The organism is Gemmobacter fulvus, from assembly GCF_018798885.1.
Lineage (GTDB): Bacteria > Pseudomonadota > Alphaproteobacteria > Rhodobacterales > Rhodobacteraceae > Gemmobacter > Gemmobacter fulvus.
This window is the reverse complement of record NZ_CP076363.1, coordinates 195,170-210,526: the sequence shown is the minus strand read 5'-3', so window position 1 is coordinate 210,526 and position 15,357 is coordinate 195,170. Positions and strand designations below refer to the sequence as shown.

Annotated in this window: 14 protein-coding genes; 7 read left to right on the top strand and 7 right to left on the bottom strand. The window is 64.9% G+C overall.

Features of this window, described 5'->3' with window-relative positions:
• The first annotated feature begins 188 nt into the window (after nucleotides 1-188).
• A complete protein-coding gene (gene purU / locus KM031_RS19480; RefSeq protein ID WP_215505538.1) occupies nucleotides 189-1,073 on the top strand; it encodes a formyltetrahydrofolate deformylase in 885 nt (294 codons plus the stop codon).
• An 84-nt stretch (nucleotides 1,074-1,157) separates the two neighbouring features.
• On the opposite strand, the gene KM031_RS19475 is transcribed toward purU, so the two are convergent.
• Genes KM031_RS19475 through KM031_RS19465 form a run of 3 tightly spaced genes read right to left on the bottom strand, consistent with a single transcriptional unit; the run spans nucleotide 1,158 to nucleotide 3,937 of the window.
• Entirely contained in the window at nucleotides 1,158-1,838 is a 681-nt protein-coding gene (locus KM031_RS19475; protein ID WP_215505537.1) for a beta/alpha barrel domain-containing protein, read from the bottom strand.
• Nucleotides 1,831-2,832, bottom strand: coding sequence for a 4-hydroxythreonine-4-phosphate dehydrogenase PdxA (gene pdxA, locus KM031_RS19470; RefSeq protein ID WP_215505536.1), 1,002 nt, complete (start codon nucleotides 2,830-2,832; stop codon nucleotides 1,831-1,833). Before pdxA ends, KM031_RS19475 begins: the two co-directional genes overlap by 8 nt.
• The gene (locus tag KM031_RS19465; RefSeq protein ID WP_215505535.1) at nucleotides 2,825-3,937 is read right to left on the bottom strand and encodes a four-carbon acid sugar kinase family protein; all 1,113 of its coding nucleotides are present in this window, start codon (nucleotides 3,935-3,937) and stop codon (nucleotides 2,825-2,827) included. Before KM031_RS19465 ends, pdxA begins: the two co-directional genes overlap by 8 nt.
• A 96-nt stretch (nucleotides 3,938-4,033) precedes the next feature.
• Between KM031_RS19465 and KM031_RS19460 the strand changes: the two genes are divergently transcribed.
• Nucleotides 4,034-4,924 carry a LysR family transcriptional regulator gene (locus KM031_RS19460; protein ID WP_215505534.1) on the top strand — a complete coding sequence of 297 codons (891 nt, stop codon included), beginning with the start codon at nucleotides 4,034-4,036 and terminating at the stop codon, nucleotides 4,922-4,924.
• Between the two features lie 50 nt (nucleotides 4,925-4,974).
• On the opposite strand, the gene KM031_RS19455 is transcribed toward KM031_RS19460, so the two are convergent.
• Both KM031_RS19455 and KM031_RS19450 read right to left on the bottom strand, forming a co-directional pair.
• On the bottom strand, nucleotides 4,975-6,411 hold the full coding sequence (locus tag KM031_RS19455; RefSeq protein ID WP_215505533.1) for an NAD-dependent succinate-semialdehyde dehydrogenase: 1,437 nt from the start codon (nucleotides 6,409-6,411) through the stop codon (nucleotides 4,975-4,977).
• 78 nt (nucleotides 6,412-6,489) lie between these two features.
• Nucleotides 6,490-7,815, bottom strand: coding sequence for an NAD(P)/FAD-dependent oxidoreductase (locus tag KM031_RS19450; protein ID WP_215505532.1), 1,326 nt, complete (start codon nucleotides 7,813-7,815; stop codon nucleotides 6,490-6,492).
• 177 nt (nucleotides 7,816-7,992) lie between these two features.
• On the opposite strand from KM031_RS19450, the gene KM031_RS19445 reads away from it, so the two are divergent.
• A complete protein-coding gene (locus tag KM031_RS19445; protein WP_215505531.1) occupies nucleotides 7,993-8,487 on the top strand; it encodes an Lrp/AsnC family transcriptional regulator in 495 nt (164 codons plus the stop codon).
• A 164-nt stretch (nucleotides 8,488-8,651) separates the two neighbouring features.
• Here KM031_RS19445 and KM031_RS19440 read toward each other — a convergent pair whose 3' ends face one another.
• Nucleotides 8,652-9,023, bottom strand: coding sequence for a cupin domain-containing protein (locus tag KM031_RS19440; protein ID WP_215505530.1), 372 nt, complete (start codon nucleotides 9,021-9,023; stop codon nucleotides 8,652-8,654).
• A 204-nt stretch (nucleotides 9,024-9,227) separates the two neighbouring features.
• Here KM031_RS19440 and KM031_RS19435 point away from each other — a divergent pair, with 204 nt between their 5' ends.
• Nucleotides 9,228-9,893, top strand: a complete 666-nt coding sequence (locus KM031_RS19435; protein ID WP_215505529.1) for a haloacid dehalogenase type II — start codon at nucleotides 9,228-9,230, stop codon at nucleotides 9,891-9,893.
• Between the two features lie 246 nt (nucleotides 9,894-10,139).
• On the top strand, nucleotides 10,140-11,450 hold the full coding sequence (locus KM031_RS19430; protein WP_260692190.1) for an NAD(P)/FAD-dependent oxidoreductase: 1,311 nt from the start codon (nucleotides 10,140-10,142) through the stop codon (nucleotides 11,448-11,450).
• 207 nt (nucleotides 11,451-11,657) lie between these two features.
• On the opposite strand, the gene KM031_RS19425 is transcribed toward KM031_RS19430, so the two are convergent.
• A complete protein-coding gene (locus tag KM031_RS19425) occupies nucleotides 11,658-12,596 on the bottom strand; it encodes an ornithine cyclodeaminase family protein (RefSeq protein WP_215505527.1) in 939 nt (312 codons plus the stop codon).
• A gap of 256 nt (nucleotides 12,597-12,852) precedes the next feature.
• Between KM031_RS19425 and KM031_RS19420 the strand changes: the two genes are divergently transcribed.
• The gene (locus tag KM031_RS19420) at nucleotides 12,853-13,719 is read left to right on the top strand and encodes a GNAT family N-acetyltransferase (RefSeq protein ID WP_215505526.1); all 867 of its coding nucleotides are present in this window, start codon (nucleotides 12,853-12,855) and stop codon (nucleotides 13,717-13,719) included.
• Nucleotides 13,720-13,784: 65 nt separating this feature from the next.
• Nucleotides 13,785-15,059, top strand: a complete 1,275-nt coding sequence (locus KM031_RS19415) for an NAD(P)/FAD-dependent oxidoreductase (protein WP_215505525.1) — start codon at nucleotides 13,785-13,787, stop codon at nucleotides 15,057-15,059.
• The last annotated feature ends 298 nt before the right edge of the window (nucleotides 15,060-15,357 follow it).

Sequence of the window (15,357 nt, the reverse complement as noted above, 5' to 3'; positions counted from 1 at the left end):
GGGCCAGCCCGAAATGATTGACAGGGCTGGCAGGTTGCAGCACTTCTCGACGGGAAAGCCTGCGGCGAAATGATGCAGTCTGCCTTATGGCCCCTGCCTGATCCTCTGCCGGTCTCGCCAATCCCTTTGCCTGACAAGGTCTGCATGGCCTTCGCCGGACCAGCCAATTCACTCTGACGGAGTCTGACATGACCAAATACTGCCTGACTGTAACCTGCCCGAGCACCCGTGGCATTGTGGCCGCCATCGCGGGGTATCTGGCCGAGAACGGTTGCAACATCACCGACAGCGCGCAATTCGACGATCTGATCACCGGCCAATTTTTCATGCGGGTGAGCTTCACCTCGGAAGAGGGCGTCATCCTTGATACGCTGGAACGGAACTTTGCCGCGACAGTCCAGAGCTTTGACATGGTTGCAAAATTCCATGACGAAGCGACGCGGATGAAGGTCATCATCATGGTCTCGCGTTTTGGCCATTGCCTGAATGACCTGCTCTATCGCTGGAAGATCGGGGCGCTGCCTGTCGATATCGTCGCCGTGATTTCGAACCACATGGACTATCAGAAGACTGTGGTGAACCACGACATCCCGTTCCATTGCATCAAGGTGACCAAGGAAAACAAGGCGGCTGCCGAAGCGGAACAGATGCGCGTCGTGCGTGAGACGGGGGCCGAGCTGATTGTGCTGGCCCGCTATATGCAGGTGCTGTCCGACGAGATGTGTCAGGCGATGTCGGGCCGGATCATCAACATTCACCACTCGTTCCTGCCCAGCTTCAAAGGCGCCAATCCCTACAAGCAGGCATTTGAGCGGGGGGTGAAGCTGATCGGCGCGACCTCGCATTATGTGACTGCCGACCTTGATGAAGGCCCGATCATCGAACAGGACATCATTCGTGTGACCCATGGCCAAAGCGCCGAAGACTATGTTTCACTAGGCCGCGATGTTGAAAGCCAGGTTCTCGCGCGGGCAATTCATGCGCATATCCACCGGCGGGTTTTCCTGAACGGCAACAAGACGGTGGTCTTTCCCGCGTCGCCCGGAAGCTATGCAAGCGAGCGCATGGGCTGATCGCGGGTCATATGTGACTGGCCCGCCGGGGGGCGGATACCCCGACCATGCAATCCGGGATGTGATGGTCAGGGGTCTGATCGGTTACAGCCGCAGGATCGTGTCCAACTGCTCGGCAACCGCCGTGCCGCCGGATTGGAACTGACCATCCAGTACGGCGGTGCCAACCGTGAACCCTGCCGCCCCGGCAGCCCGCAGCGTGGCGATCTGTTCGGGGCGGTCGATCGAGCCTGCGATGATCACCGGCTTGGCCGAGGCCTTGCAGACTGCATCTATCAGCGCGGGCACATCGCCCGTGTTGCGCCAGGCCAGCAGATCCAGCCCCGACACGCCGGAATGCCGCGTCAGCCGCGCCGCGCTGGCAGCGATCTCTTCGATGGTGCCGTGCAGCGTGCTGGGATGGCCATGCACCCGGCCCGGGAAAGGGTAATAGCCGATCCCGGTGCCGACCAGCAGCGGCAGCACCTCCTCCACGTTGATGCCGCCCAGAATATGATTGACGCCAAGCGCGACCCCCGCCTTGACCGAGGCGATTTCGCTGTCGCGGTCCAGTGAGACCACTTCCAGATAGGACGTGGCCCCGCCCGCATGGATCCGCTGCGTCAGCCGTGCCAGCGCGTCAAATGGCAAGCCCACATCCTTGAAGCCGATATGCCGGACACCCGCCGCCAGCGCAGTTTCCAGATGCGTGGCGGCATCGGGCACGGTGCGGTCATTCCGGGTCAGCATGAAGATGAAATTCGGACGCGATAGCGGTTCAGTCATGTTGGGTCGCTCCCTGGCAGGATTGCAGTTGCAGCGCATGGTCAAAGGCTGCTTCCATGCTGTCCGGATCGGCCTTGCCGGTTCCGGCGATATCGAAGGCGGTGCCATGGTCAGGGCTGGTGCGGATGAAGGGCAGGCCCAGCGTGATGTTCACACCCTTTTCGAGGCCCAGATATTTGACCGGGATCAGCCCCTGATCGTGATATTGCGCCACCACCACATCAAAGCGGCCCTGTCGCGCCTGCATGAAAATGGTATCGCCGGGCCAGGGGCCGCTGACATCCATGCCTTCGGCGCGGGCGGCGGCAATGGCGGGGCGGATGATGGTGATCTCTTCGTCGCCGAACAGCCCGCCTTCGCCCGCATGGGGGTTCAGCCCGGCCACCGCAATGCGCGGCTTGGCGATGCCGAGCGCCTGCGCGCCTTGGCAAGCCAGCCGGATCGCCGCCATCTGCGCCGGAAAATCGGCCCTGCGGATCGCCTCGGACAGCGAGCAGTGAATGGTCACCAACACCGTGCGGATCTGGTCATTGACCAGCATCATGGCCACGCGCGCCGCACCGCCCAGATCGGCGAGGATCTCGGTATGGCCGGGATAGGCCAGACCGGCCGCAGACAGGGCTTCCTTGTGAATCGGCGCGGTGACGATACCCGACACCCGCCCGGCCCGGGCAAGCGTGATTGCAGCGGCAATGGCGTCATAGGCGGCTTTGCCGGCCTGTGCCGAAACCTGCCCATACTGCGGCGGCTCTGCCAGATGCGAGGTTTCCAGCACATTCAGGCGTCCGGGCTGTGCCTGTTCCGGCGTTGCGACCGGGTGCAGGATCAAAGCCGGGTCCAACAGCCGGGCCGCGCGCTGCAAACTGCCCAGATCACCCAGCACCAGCCAGCGCGGCCTGTCCGGCTGCCGCAGGTGCATCTTGACGACAAGCTCGGGCCCGATCCCCGCCGGGTCGCCCATGGTGACAGCAAGGGGAAGCGCAGGATCAGTCATGGTCAGTCTCCTTTCCGCCTGTCAGGGCCTCTGTGGCCCGCAGGAGCGTCTGTTCTGTGCCAAAGCCGCCCGCCTTCATGGCAAGCACGAGCGGGCGGCCTGCAATCTGCGCAAGCCCCGCCGGGAAGCCGGGCTCAAGCTCCTGCGTCAGATGAAATTCCGTGACGCCAAGCCGTTGCAGAATGGCGGCCATCGTCTCGCCTCCGGTGGCGATCACCCCGTCAAACGTGCCCTGCGCCAAGGCCACGGCGGCCTGATCTGTCAGCTGCGCAAGCGGCGCTTCGGGCATCCAGCCGCGCGGCATCGCAAGGCAGATGGCCCCGGTTCCGGCGCGCATCTCGGCCAGATCGGCCCCCATTTGGATGCCCGCTGCGACAAGCTGGTCGCATTGCGCATGGGTCATGGGATTGGCGCTGCCCGCCACGATCAGCAGGCGCCGGGCGGGGGCGGGCGGGCCTGCACCATGGGTGGCCTGCGGGGTCAGCGCCGCCAGCGCCAGCGCCAGCCCGGGCGATCCGACCCACAGCGTCGCGGAAGGATCTGCCAGCCGGGCAACCTGATGATTCAGGTCGGACTGGGTGGCAGCGTCCAGGATCAACACGCGCGCCTCGCCGGTGTCAGGCGTGTCGGGCCGCAGGATCAGCGGTTGCCCCAGCGCTGGGTCGATCAGATCGGCAAGATGGGCGGTGCGGGCGGGATGCACGGGGTCACTGGCATAGGGGCTGCGATCCACCGGAACACCGTGCACCAGTTGCACCCCGTCACGTGTCACCCGCCCCGCAGCCGGGAAGGCCGGGGCGAGGACAAGGCGCTTGCGACCGCTGGCATGGAAGGCCGCAGCAATCTCGGCCCGCGCATGGCCGCGCAGGGTGGAATCCACGGTTTTCATCAGGATCGGGCGCTGCGCCAAGGCGCGGATGGCGCGGCCCGTCCGCTCTGCGGCGGCACTTTCGCTGGCGGCGCGGCTGTCGGTATCCACGGCAACAACGCGGCCTTCGGGCATGTTGTGGCTGCCGCACTGGATCAGCGGCTGGTCGCCGCGCGACAGAAACGCCATCGCCGCATCGGTGGCGCTGGTCAGATCATCTGCGACGATGCCGGTCATATATGTGTCTGCTTGGGTCATATTGGTGATATGGACGCAATCATGACTTTATAATATGCATAGTTCCTGACCTTTAATCGTGATGAAATATCACCAATGAAACGGGCCGAAATTCCTTCGCTCGATGACCTCAGGGCCTTCGAGACCATTGCGCGGACCGGCTCGGTCCGGGCGGCGGCGGAAGAGCTGGCGCTGACCCATGGCGCCGTCAGCCGCCGGGCGGCCAATCTGGCCGCTGCGCTGCGGCTGGAACTGCTGGAGCCGGAGGGGCGCGGCCTGCGCCTGACCGCAGACGGCGCGCATCTGGCAGGGGCGACCACGCAGGCGCTGGATCTGATTTCCAGCGCATTGCGTGACATCCGGCAGCGCAGCGCCCCGGCACCGATCCTGCTGTCATGCGAGCGGTCACTGGCGATGCGCTGGCTGATTCCGCGTCTGTCAGGGTTTCAGGACCGCTTTCCCGAGATCGAGGTGCATTTGTCCACGGGCGGCGGCGCGGTGGATTTTGGCCGCAGCCGGGTGGCTCTGGCGATTCGACGGCTGGATTTTCCGCTGCATCCCGACTGGCAGGTGCAGAGATTGATGCCTGAGCGGGTCGGGCCGGTGCATCTGCCCGGCGGCGCGGTGGGCATGCGCGACGGCGACTATGTAGCGCTTGGCAGCCATACGCGGCCCGAGGCCTGGCCCAACTGGCTGCGCGATCACCCGCAAGCGCCCAAACCGCGCAGCATCCGCATGCTGGACCATCATTTCCTGATGATCGAAGCGGCGCTGGGGGGGCTGGGGGTGGCCTTGGGCCCGCTGGTGCTGGTGCGCGAAGATGTGGTGCGCAAACGGCTGTCCGCGCCATGGGGGTTTGACCCGGACGGCACGGATTACGGCCTGATTGCGCCCGTCACCGGCCCGGAACCGGCGGGCGTTCTGGCGCTGCGCGACTGGCTGATGCTGCAAGCCGAGGCGGATGGCAGCATCCCTGCCGAGATCTGACGGATCATGCCCCGCGCGTGGCAGGGCATGACCTGAGGCTCAAGGCGATCTTACAGACCGCCGAAATGGAAGGCCTTGGTTTCCAGATATTCCTCGATCCCCTCTTGCGCCCCCTCGCGCCCGAGGCCCGAGGTTTTCATGCCGCCAAAGGGCGACACCTCATGGCTGAGCGCGCCGGTATTCAGTCCGACCATGCCGAATTCCAGCGCCTCGCCAAAGCGGAAGGCGCGGGCCATGTCGCGCGTGTAGAAATAGGCTGCCAGCCCGAAGGGCGTGCCATTGGCCAGTTCCAGCGCCTCTGCTTCGGTCTCGAACCGGAAGATCGGGGCGACCGGGCCAAAGGTCTCCTCGCCCGCCAGCCGCATATCGGGCCGGGCACCGGCCAGAACCACCGGATCGGCATATTGCACGGGCAGGCTGCGGGCGCGGGTGGCGCGGGTGGCGCCCTTGTCCAGCGCGTCGGCCACATGGGCGTTGATCTTGTCGATGGCGGCGGTGTTGATCATCGGGCCGATGGCGACATCGGGTTCGGTGCCCGGGCCGACTGTCAGCGCATCCACCTTCGCGGCCAGCGCGGCGACAAAGGCATCATGGATGCCCGATTGCACCATGATCCGGTTGGCACAGACACAGGTTTGCCCGCCGTTGCGGAACTTTGACACCATCGCCCCTTCGACCGCCGCCTCCAGATCGGCATCGTCAAAGACAACGAAGGGGGCGTTGCCGCCCAGCTCAAGGCTCAGCCGTTTCAGCGTGGGCGCGCATTGTTCGGCCAGCAGCGCCCCGATGCGGGTGGAGCCGGTGAAGCTGAGCTTGCGGACCACCGGGCTTGCGGTCAGCGCCGCGCCAATCGCCTCGGGTTTGCCGGTCAGGATGTTCAGCACGCCAGCCGGGATCCCGGCGCGTTCGGCCAATACCCCAAGGGCGAGCGCCGAATAGGGGGTGAAATCCGAGGGCTTCACCACCATCGTGCAGCCCGCCGCCAGCCCCGGGGCCACCTTGCGGGTGATCATCGCGATGGGGAAGTTCCAGGGCGTGATGATGGCGCAGACGCCGACCGGCTCTTTCATTGCGAAGATCTTTTTCCCGGCCACCGGCGAGGGGATGATCTTGCCGTTGATCCGCCGCGCCTCTTCGGCGAACCAGCGCACGAAACTGGCCCCATAGGCCACTTCGGTGCGCGATTCCGACAGGGGTTTGCCCTGTTCGGCGGTCAGGATCTGCGCCAGATCCTCGGTATTGTCGATCATCAGCTGATACCAGCGCATCAGGATGTCGGCCCGCTGCGCATGGGTGCGGCTGCGCCACTCGACCATCGCTCGCTCGGCGGCGGTAATGGCCAAGCGGGTTTCATCGGCAGAGCAGTCGGGCAACTGCCCCAGAACCTCGCCGGTGGCAGGGTTGGTCACGGCCATGTCAGGGCGCCCGATCCAGTCGCCGTCAATCAGGGCGGCGTTGCGGAACAGGGCGGGATCTTGCAGGTTCATTGGGTGTCCTCCAGAGCGGCCAGAAACGCCGCAGTCCTCTTTTTGATCGGTTGGCTGCCGGTCTGCGTGTGGGCGCACTCAGAACTCGGCCACCTTGCCCCATTGGCTCTGGCCAAAGCGGGCCAGCCGATATTCCTTCGTCTCGGCAATCGGGGGGCGGCCCAGAATCAGATCGGCCACCAGATGGCCGACGCCCGGACCGATGCCAAACCCGTGGCCTGACAGCCCTGCCGCCAGCACAAGGCCGGGAATGCCGATATCGGCATCAATCACCGGAACCCCATCGGGCGTGCTGTCGATATAGCCTGCCCAGGCGGCTTGCACCGGCAGGTCTTGCAGGCGTGGCAACAGCCGCCGCGCCCGGGCCAGCGTTTCTGCGATGATCCGGGCCGAAGGGCGCGGGTCGAGAATGCGCGCGCGCTCCATCGGGGTGGGCTGGTCCAGCGCCCAGCGGGCGCGCGTTTCAAACCCGGCGCGCCAGGCCTGCGTGCCGCCGGGTCGCAGTGACCGCCAGCGCCGGGCGAACATCGGCAGAAAATGCCGCAGCCCGGCCAGCGCGCTCTGTGTCGGGTCCAGACAGGCCCGCCCCGAAATGGCCAGCGTGTGCCCGCCATCGCCGCGCCGGGTGATGGCAACGCCCGAGGTATACAGGGCGGCAGGCAGACCCGTGGCCCCCGGTGCCACCGACAGGATCGAGCTGCGCACCGCCGCCTGTGGAAAGCGGATGCCCAGTTGATTCAGGAAACTACCCGCCCAGGCCCCGCCGGCCACCACGACGGCAGGCGTTCGGATCACGCCGCGCTCGGTGATCACCCCTGCAACTCGGCCTGCCGCAAGTTCGACCCCGCGGGCGGCGCAGTTCTGCACGACATGGCCGCCATGTTTCTCGATGCCGCGTGCGATCATCGGCGCGGCGCGCGCAGGGTCTGCGGTGCCATCGGAAGGCGACCAGACCCCACCGACCCACTTTTGCCCGGTCGCGGCCCCCCGCTCGGCAGCCTCGGCACTGGTCAGCATCCGGGTATCGACACCCTCGCCACGCGCGAAACGGCCCCATTTGGCCCAGGTTTCGATCTCTTGCGCCGAGTTGGACAGATACAGAAGCCCGCAGCGCGAGAAGCCAAGACTGTCGCCAATATCTGCCGCCATCTCTTCCCACAGGCCAAGGGTGCGGGTCGACAGCGGCAGTTCGCGCGCATCGCGGTTCTGCTGGCGGCACCAGCCCCAGTTGCGGCTGGATTGTTCTGCGCCGACCGACCCCTTTTCCAGCAGGACAACCTTCTGCCCGGCCCGCGCCAGCCAATAGGCGGCTGACACGCCCACGATACCGCCGCCGATCACCACGCAATCTGCGGCGGCGGGGATCGTGTTCGATGTTTCGATGGCAATCAACGGGGCGGGCATGACAGGCTCCTTTGTCTTGGCGCAAGCCTATAGGGCCGCCGCTGCGCGATGTTTCGAAATATCAGGAGCCCGCAGCATTTTATGTTGAATGCCCGAGGGAATTCGAATGATCTGAGTAGAGCGCACGCGCTATTCACTGTAGAGGATTGGGGCTGTGCGCTCTTGCAGGATGTAACCATGACCGGTCACTACAAACTTGACAGGATCGACATCAGGATTTTGGCGGTCCTTCAGCGCAATGGCCGGATTACCAATGTCGAACTGGCCGATGAGGTGAACCTCTCGCCGTCACCCTGCCTGATGCGGGTGAAGAAGTTGCAGCAGGCGGGCTATATCACCGGCTATTCCGCGCAGATCAATCTGGCCCAGCTGGGCGAGACGCTGACGGTTTTCACCGAATTCACGCTCAAGAACCACCGGCAGATTGATTTTGCCCGCTTTCAGGAAGCGTTGGAGAAAATCGACAGCTGTGTGGAATGCCACCTGATTTCGGGGGGCTACGACTATCTGGCCAAGTTCGTGACCTCCAGCATCACCGACTATCAGTCGATGGTCGAAGGCCTGATCGACCGCAATGCCGGGATCGACAAGTATTTCAGCTTCGTCGTGCTGAAGACCCCCTTCGTCAAGCAACACATTCCGCTGACCCGCCTGTTCGCCGATCGGGACTGAGCGTCCGCGCGGCGGGATGCCGCGAGTGCAGCAGAATATGCGGCGCTGTGGGGCATGCGCTGTCCTTGTCTGTCCGATATGACCATGCCAAACGGAAAAGGGGGCGAGCAGGTTTCCCTGTCGCCCCCATCTTCGATCTCAAAGCTCAGGCGTCGGCCCGGCAATCACTCCTGGGCGACGACATAGATCTTGCGGACCGTCTCGATCGTGCGCCAGGTGCCGACGAAGCCGGGTTTCATCACGAAGCTGTCGCCAGCGCCGAAGGTCCAGCTTTCGCCCGTCACCGAGGTGATCTCGGCGCTGCCATGGATGATGTGGCAGAATTCCAGCGTGGTGCCCTTCATCGAATGGGTCAGGCCTGGTGTGGCTTCCCAGACGCCGGTCAGGATCTTGTCCCATTTCACGTCGCCTGCGGGCGTAGCGTCATGTTCCCAGGTGCTGAACACCGGGCTGCCTTCGATCAGCCGCTCGGGGGCCGGAACGCCCGGGCGCGGGGTGAAATCGGGGTTGTGATTGATCGGGACGATGGTGGTCATTGTTGGCGATTCCTTGTGACGATCTTGCCCGGACAGATTGCCCCGCCTGTTGCGGAGGGCTGCACCGAATGCAGTCGCGTGACGGCAGGCTGTGCCGCGACGGCCTGTCGATACACAATTTGCTGCGCTTGCCTTGGCAAAGGCAGCAAGGACTGTGTCGGGAAACGGGCGATGGTGAGTCATCGTTTTCCACAGGAGACTGCCATGACCTTCCGCCCGAAATTCGTCACCTTCGACTGCCACGGCACCATGATCTTCTTCAATATGGCCGGGGCTGCCCGCGACCATTACAGCGCCCAATTGTCGCCCGAACAGATGGAGGCTTTCATCCGTGACTTCTCCGGCTATCGGCTGGACGAGGTGCTGGGCGCCTGGAAACCCTATGCCGAGGTTGTTCACAACGCGGTGGAGCGGACCTGCAAGCGCCATGGTATCGCTTTTGATCCGGCGGTCGCCGCCGAGATCTACAACCGAGTTCCGGGCTGGGGGCCGCATGCCGATGTGCCCGCTGGTCTGGCAAAGGTTGCCAAGGACATCCCGCTTGTCGCGCTGACCAATTCGATGAACGCGCAGATCCCGCACAACATCGCGCGGCTGGGTGCGCCCATCACCCACGTGCTGACCGCCGAAAGCGCGGGGGCCTACAAGCCGCACATGCGCGCCTTCGAATATATGTTCGACACGCTGGGCTGCGGCCCGGAGGACATCATGCACGTCTCGTCCAGCTTCCGCTATGACCTGATGACGGCGCATGATCTGGGCATCACCAACAAGATCTGGGTCAACCGCGGCCATGAGCCCGCCAATCCCTACTATGGTTATACCGAGATCCCCGACATCTCGGGCCTTGCCGCAGCGCTGGGGCTGTAAGGCCCTGCCGCGCCATCCCGCCCGTCACGCCGGGCGGGATGGCCGCCGCGCGAAAGGTCAGACGGCCCGAGGTCCGCGCCCTGACAGAGCGAAATGCCAAACTGGACGAAGACTACAGAGGATCCTGCCGCACGGAGGCCAAGCTTCAACAGTTCTGCGAGCAAGAGAGCGGCGAGACTGTTGACAGAATCGCGCGCGCATCCCGCCCCACTGCCGATCCAAAGGCCGCAAAGGAAAGCCAGTCCCGTGAATACATCAACCGTCGCCGATAAAAGCACCCCGTATTGGTGGGAAGCTGCCCCAGTCAAGCCGCTGCCCCGGCAGCCGCTGGCCAAGAAACTGGATGTCGTGATCTTGGGCGCAGGCTTTGCCGGTCTGGCGGCGGGCATGGTTCTGGCGCGTGAAGGGCGGTCTGTGGCGGCGTTTGATGCGATGCATCCCGGCGAGGGGGCCTCGTCCCGTAATGGCGGTGTCACCAGCGGCACGATCCGGCCCGACTTCGCCACGATGAGCAAGCATTTTGGCGAAGAACGCGCGCTGGCGGTCGAGTATGAGGGCAAGGCCGCCCGTGAATTCCTGTATGAATTCATCCGGACGGAAGGGCTGGATTGCGATTTCAAGCTGGTGGGGCATTTCAAGGGCGCGCTCGGCTACAATCAATATGACAAGATGGCCCGCAGCGCCGACCGGCTGGCGAAACTACTGGCGGTCGACTCCTATGCCGTTCCGCATGCCTCTCAGCGTGACTATATCGGAACCGATTTCTACCGTGGCGGCACCGTGCGGATGGACATCGGCGGCCTGCACCCGGCCAAGCTTCACGCCGAGCTGTTGCGGGTGGCGCTGGCCTCCGGCCTCACAGTCCACGCGAATACGCCGGTGACGGCGATCACGCGCGAGGGTGATGGCTTTCGCGTCACGACACCGGCGGGCGTGGTTCAGGCGCGGCAGGTGCTGGTCTGCACCAATGGTTATACGGATGGCGCTGTCCCCTATCTGCGCCGCCGCCTTGTGCCGGTCCGCGCCCGGATCATCGCGACCGAGGTGCTTGCGCCCGAGCTGATGGCGCGGCTGATGCCGAAGCTGATGATGATGGGCGAGAGTCGGCATCTGGGCTTTTATTACCGCCCATCGCCGGATGGCACCCGGATCCTGCTGGGCGGGCGCGACAGTTCGCGCCAGGGCGATCCGGCAGCGCCGACGCTGCGCCTGCGCGCGGGTCTGGCCGAGATTTTCCCCGAGCTGGAGGCTGTCCGCCTTGCGCACAGCTGGTATGGCAATGTGGCGATGAACCGCGACATGATCCCGCGCATCTTTGAAAAGGATGGCCTGGTTTATGCGAGCGGTTTCTGCGGCTCGGGCGTGGTCTGGGCGCCCTGGGTCGGGATGCGCGCGGCCTACAAGCTGATGGGGCGGGCCGAACAGGCGCGCAGCGCCTTTGACTTCCGCCCCCCTGCGGCGGTTCCGCTCTATCGTGGCAATCCCTGGTTCATGCCCGCAATCATCAAGGGCTATGCGGTGCAGGATCAGATTGCCTGGTGGCGCACCCGCCGCTGAAGGCGTGCGCAGGGCGGCTTGTCTCACTGACAGGTGCGCCGATCAGGCCAGCGGTTCTAAGGACGGGTTTCGCCGCGCCGCACTTCTGCGGGCGGCTGTCGGCCCGATGATCCCGACCATTTGGAACGCATCCTGTGCCAGCACCGACAGGAAGCCGTCTGAGCCATGCCCAAGCACGGGCCACAATGGCCTGTGCCGGGAAGGGGGTCAGTGCTGCGCCGCCTGCGCCCGGATCAGCGCGTCGGCCATGCAGAGATCCTGCAACGAAATGCCGGAACTGTCGAAAACGGTGATCTCGCCGTCCGAGCGCCGCGCGGGGGCCTGCTTTTCGATCACAGCGCCAATCGGCGTGACCATCAGCGCACCGGAGTCGATCTGCGGCCGGATATGCTGGAAATCCCCGATCTGCACCGATTGCGCCACCAGATCGCAGAACAGCCGGGCATGGGCGAACAGCTCTGTCGGCAATTCCTGCTTGCCCGGGGCATCCGACCCCATGCTGGCCACATGCGTGCCGGGGCGTACCCAGCCAGCCTCGAACAGCGGCGCGCGCGACGGCGTGGCGGTGACGACGATATCGGCGGCGCGCACGGCCTCTTCGGGCAGGGCCGCGCGTGCCTCAAGCCCGGTGGCGCGCAGATTGGCGATAAACGCATCGCGGCGCGGCGAGGGCCGGGCGACCACCAGCACGGTGTCGATCGGCCGGATGCGGGCCAGCGCCTGCACCTCGAACGTGGCCTGATTGCCCGCCCCGAAAATGGCCAGCACTCGTGATTGCGCGCGCGCCAGATGATCTGCCGCCACCGCGTCGCAGGCGGCGGTGCGGTAGGCATTGACCCGGCCCGCCTCGATCACGGCAGCAAGGCGGCCGGTGTCCTGATCCAGCAGCATGATGGACGAATTGTGGCGCGGCAGGCCCCGCGCCGGATTGCCCGACCAGAACGAGCCGACCTTGACGCCGACCAGCCCCTCCATCGAGCCGGATTTGACCGAAAAGGTATTGTCGGCCTGATGGGCGCGGCCCAGAACCGCGGGAAAGATCCGGCTGTGCTGCGAGCCCGCCGCGACCAGCGCCCGGCACACCGCGTCATAGGCAAGCTCATGTGTGACGAGCGCGGCGGATTGCTCTTCGCTGATATAGATCATGGAAAGCCCTTCTTCTGTTGCGGGCAGGATCGTCGCCCGTGGCAACGACGCCCGCCCGATCCGGTATGGGTGCTGCCGTGCGGCACGACGTGGCTCATTCTTTACCCTTTGCGTGCCAACTTATGTGCTGCGTCACAGGCCAAGACGAATGATCCAGCCGAAGATATGCGACGAAACAGCAGCGAAAACTGCCGTTCTGGCGGCACCCTTGGGCAAGACGTGTGTTCGGTGTCACATCAGCGGGAAGAGTTTGGCCATGACCCTCGGCAACAGGACAGAGACGAAAAGCGCCCCCGCCGTACTGACGCCCTTCGACAGCCGTCATCTGCCGGGTGCGTTGAACCTGTCGCAAGAGATGCGCTGGCCCTACCGTCTTGAAGACTGGGCATTTGCCGCAGAGGTTGGCGCGGGCTTTGCGCTGGAGCGTGCAGGCGAAGTGATCGGCACTGCGATGTATTGGGCCTATGGGGCGGATTTCGCTTCGGTCGGCATGATCATCGTGACCGGGGCAGAGCAGGGCGCGGGTCATGGTGCGCGGCTGTTCGGTGCCCTGCTTGACCGGACCCATGGCCGCAATGTTCTGCTGAACTCGACCGAAGAGGGGCTGGCGCTTTACCGGCGCAATGGCTTTTCCGCCTATGGCACCGTGTGCCAGCATCAGGGGCAGCTTGCCATGGCCGCAGTGCCGGACATGCCGCCCGACATCCGCCGCGCCGGTGTGGCGGATCTGGCGGCGATCCAGGCCTTTGACCACCGCGCCATGGGCCTTCCGCGCGGGCCGATGATTGCGGCGCTTGCCGAAGTCGGCAGCGTGTATGTGATTGATCGCGGGGGCGAGGTTGCGGGCTATGCTATCGCCCGCAGGTTCGGGCGCGGGCATGTGATCGGCCCCGTCGCCGCCGAAAGCGACGCGGACGCCCGCCGCCTGACCCTCGCGCAACTTGCGGCGCTGCAAGGGCAATTCGTGCGCATCGACGTGCAGGAGGCGCATGGGCTGGGCGCGTTTCTGGAAGGCTTTGGTCTGGCCTGCGTGGGCAAGGTGACCTCGATGGTCAAGGGGCAGCGGCCCGTTTCCGTCGGGGCGGCGCGCATCTATGCGCTGGCCAATCAGTCATTCGGCTAAGGCGAAGGTGACGAACTTCAGACTTGCATGGCATCCCTGCAAGCCAAACTTCTGGTGGGAAAACAATGAAACTGACATCCTATTGGCTGGATACCTCGGCGCGCTTCGACCAAGGCGCGACCAGGCCGCTTGAGGGCCGTTATGACGTGGCCGTGGTGGGCGGTGGCCTGACCGGGGCCTCGGCGGCGCTGGCCTTGGCCCGCAAGGGCGCGCGGGTTGCGCTGCTGGAGGCCGATACCATCGGCAATGCCGCATCCGGTCGCAATGGCGGCATGTGCAACAATGGCTTTGCGCAGAACTATGCCGTCATGTCGGGCAAATACGGCAAGGACGTTGCGGACAGGCTCTACAAGACCTTCGATGCCGGCGTTGATCTGGTCGAGCGGCTGGTGCGGGAAGAGCAGATTGATTGCAGCTTTGCCCGCGTCGGCAAGCTGAAACTGGCGGTCAAGCCCGAACATTATGACATGCTGGCCCGCAGCCAGGAGCTGCTGGCGGCGGGGCCGGACCCCGAGACGCGAATGGTGCCCCGCAGCAAGGTGCGCGACGAAGTGGGCACCGACCGTTACCATGGTGGCCTGCTGTTCCCCAAAAGCGCGGGCATGCATGTCGGTCGCTTTGTGCGCGGGCTGGCGACCGCCGCCGCCCGCACCGGGGCCGAGATCCATGAACATGCCCCGGTGACCGGGCTGCACCAAAGCGCCGACGGCCATCGGGTCGAAACGCCGAAAGGCACCATCCACGCCCGTCAGGTCATGCTGGCCAGCGGCATTTCGCAGGTCGGGCCGCTTGGATGGATCCGCCGCCGCATCGTGCCGGTGGGGGCCTTCCTGATCGTGACCGAACCGCTGTCGCCGGAGCAGCTGGCCCGCCTGATGCCGACGCGGCGCATGGTGGTCGATACGCGCAATCTGGTGGTTTACTGGCGGCTGACCCCCGACAACCGGTTGCTGTTCGGGGGCAGGGCGCGGTTTGCGGGCACCAACCCGCAATCCGATCAGAAAAGCGGCGAGATCCTGAAAGCGGTGATGGTCGATGTCTACCCGGAGCTTACCGGAACGCGCATCGACTATTGCTGGGGCGGGCTGGTCGACATGACGCAGGACCGTCTGCCCCGCGCGGGCGAGCGCAACGGCATCTACTATTCCATGGGCTATAGTGGCCACGGCACCCATATGTCGACGCTGATGGGGCATATCATGGCGGATGTCATGGATGGCAAGGCCGATCTGAACCCGTGGAAAGACTTCAACTGGCCCGCGATCCCGGGATATTTCGGGCGCCCGTGGTTTCTGCCGGTTCTGGGGGCCTATTACCGGATCAAGGATCTGGTCCGATAAGTCGGCCCTGCGCAGGCCCGGATCGGGCCTGCAAGCACATGGCATCGCCGGTTTGACAGGCGGTGCCGCCCCCTCTGATTGCCCGCCGCGTGGCGCGCTGAATGTCCCGGCGGGACAGCCTTTGCCAGACGCTCTGACCCTTCGGCAAGTTGACCTCCGGCCCTCGGCAGCGGGTGCTGCGGCTGTGTCAGGCTTTACCCCCTTCACCCCTCAGAACACATGATTTTCACCAGTTGATCCTGCGCTGCGCGGCGGGAACGCTGCGCTGTTCCGTGCTGGCCGGACCAGATTGGCGCGG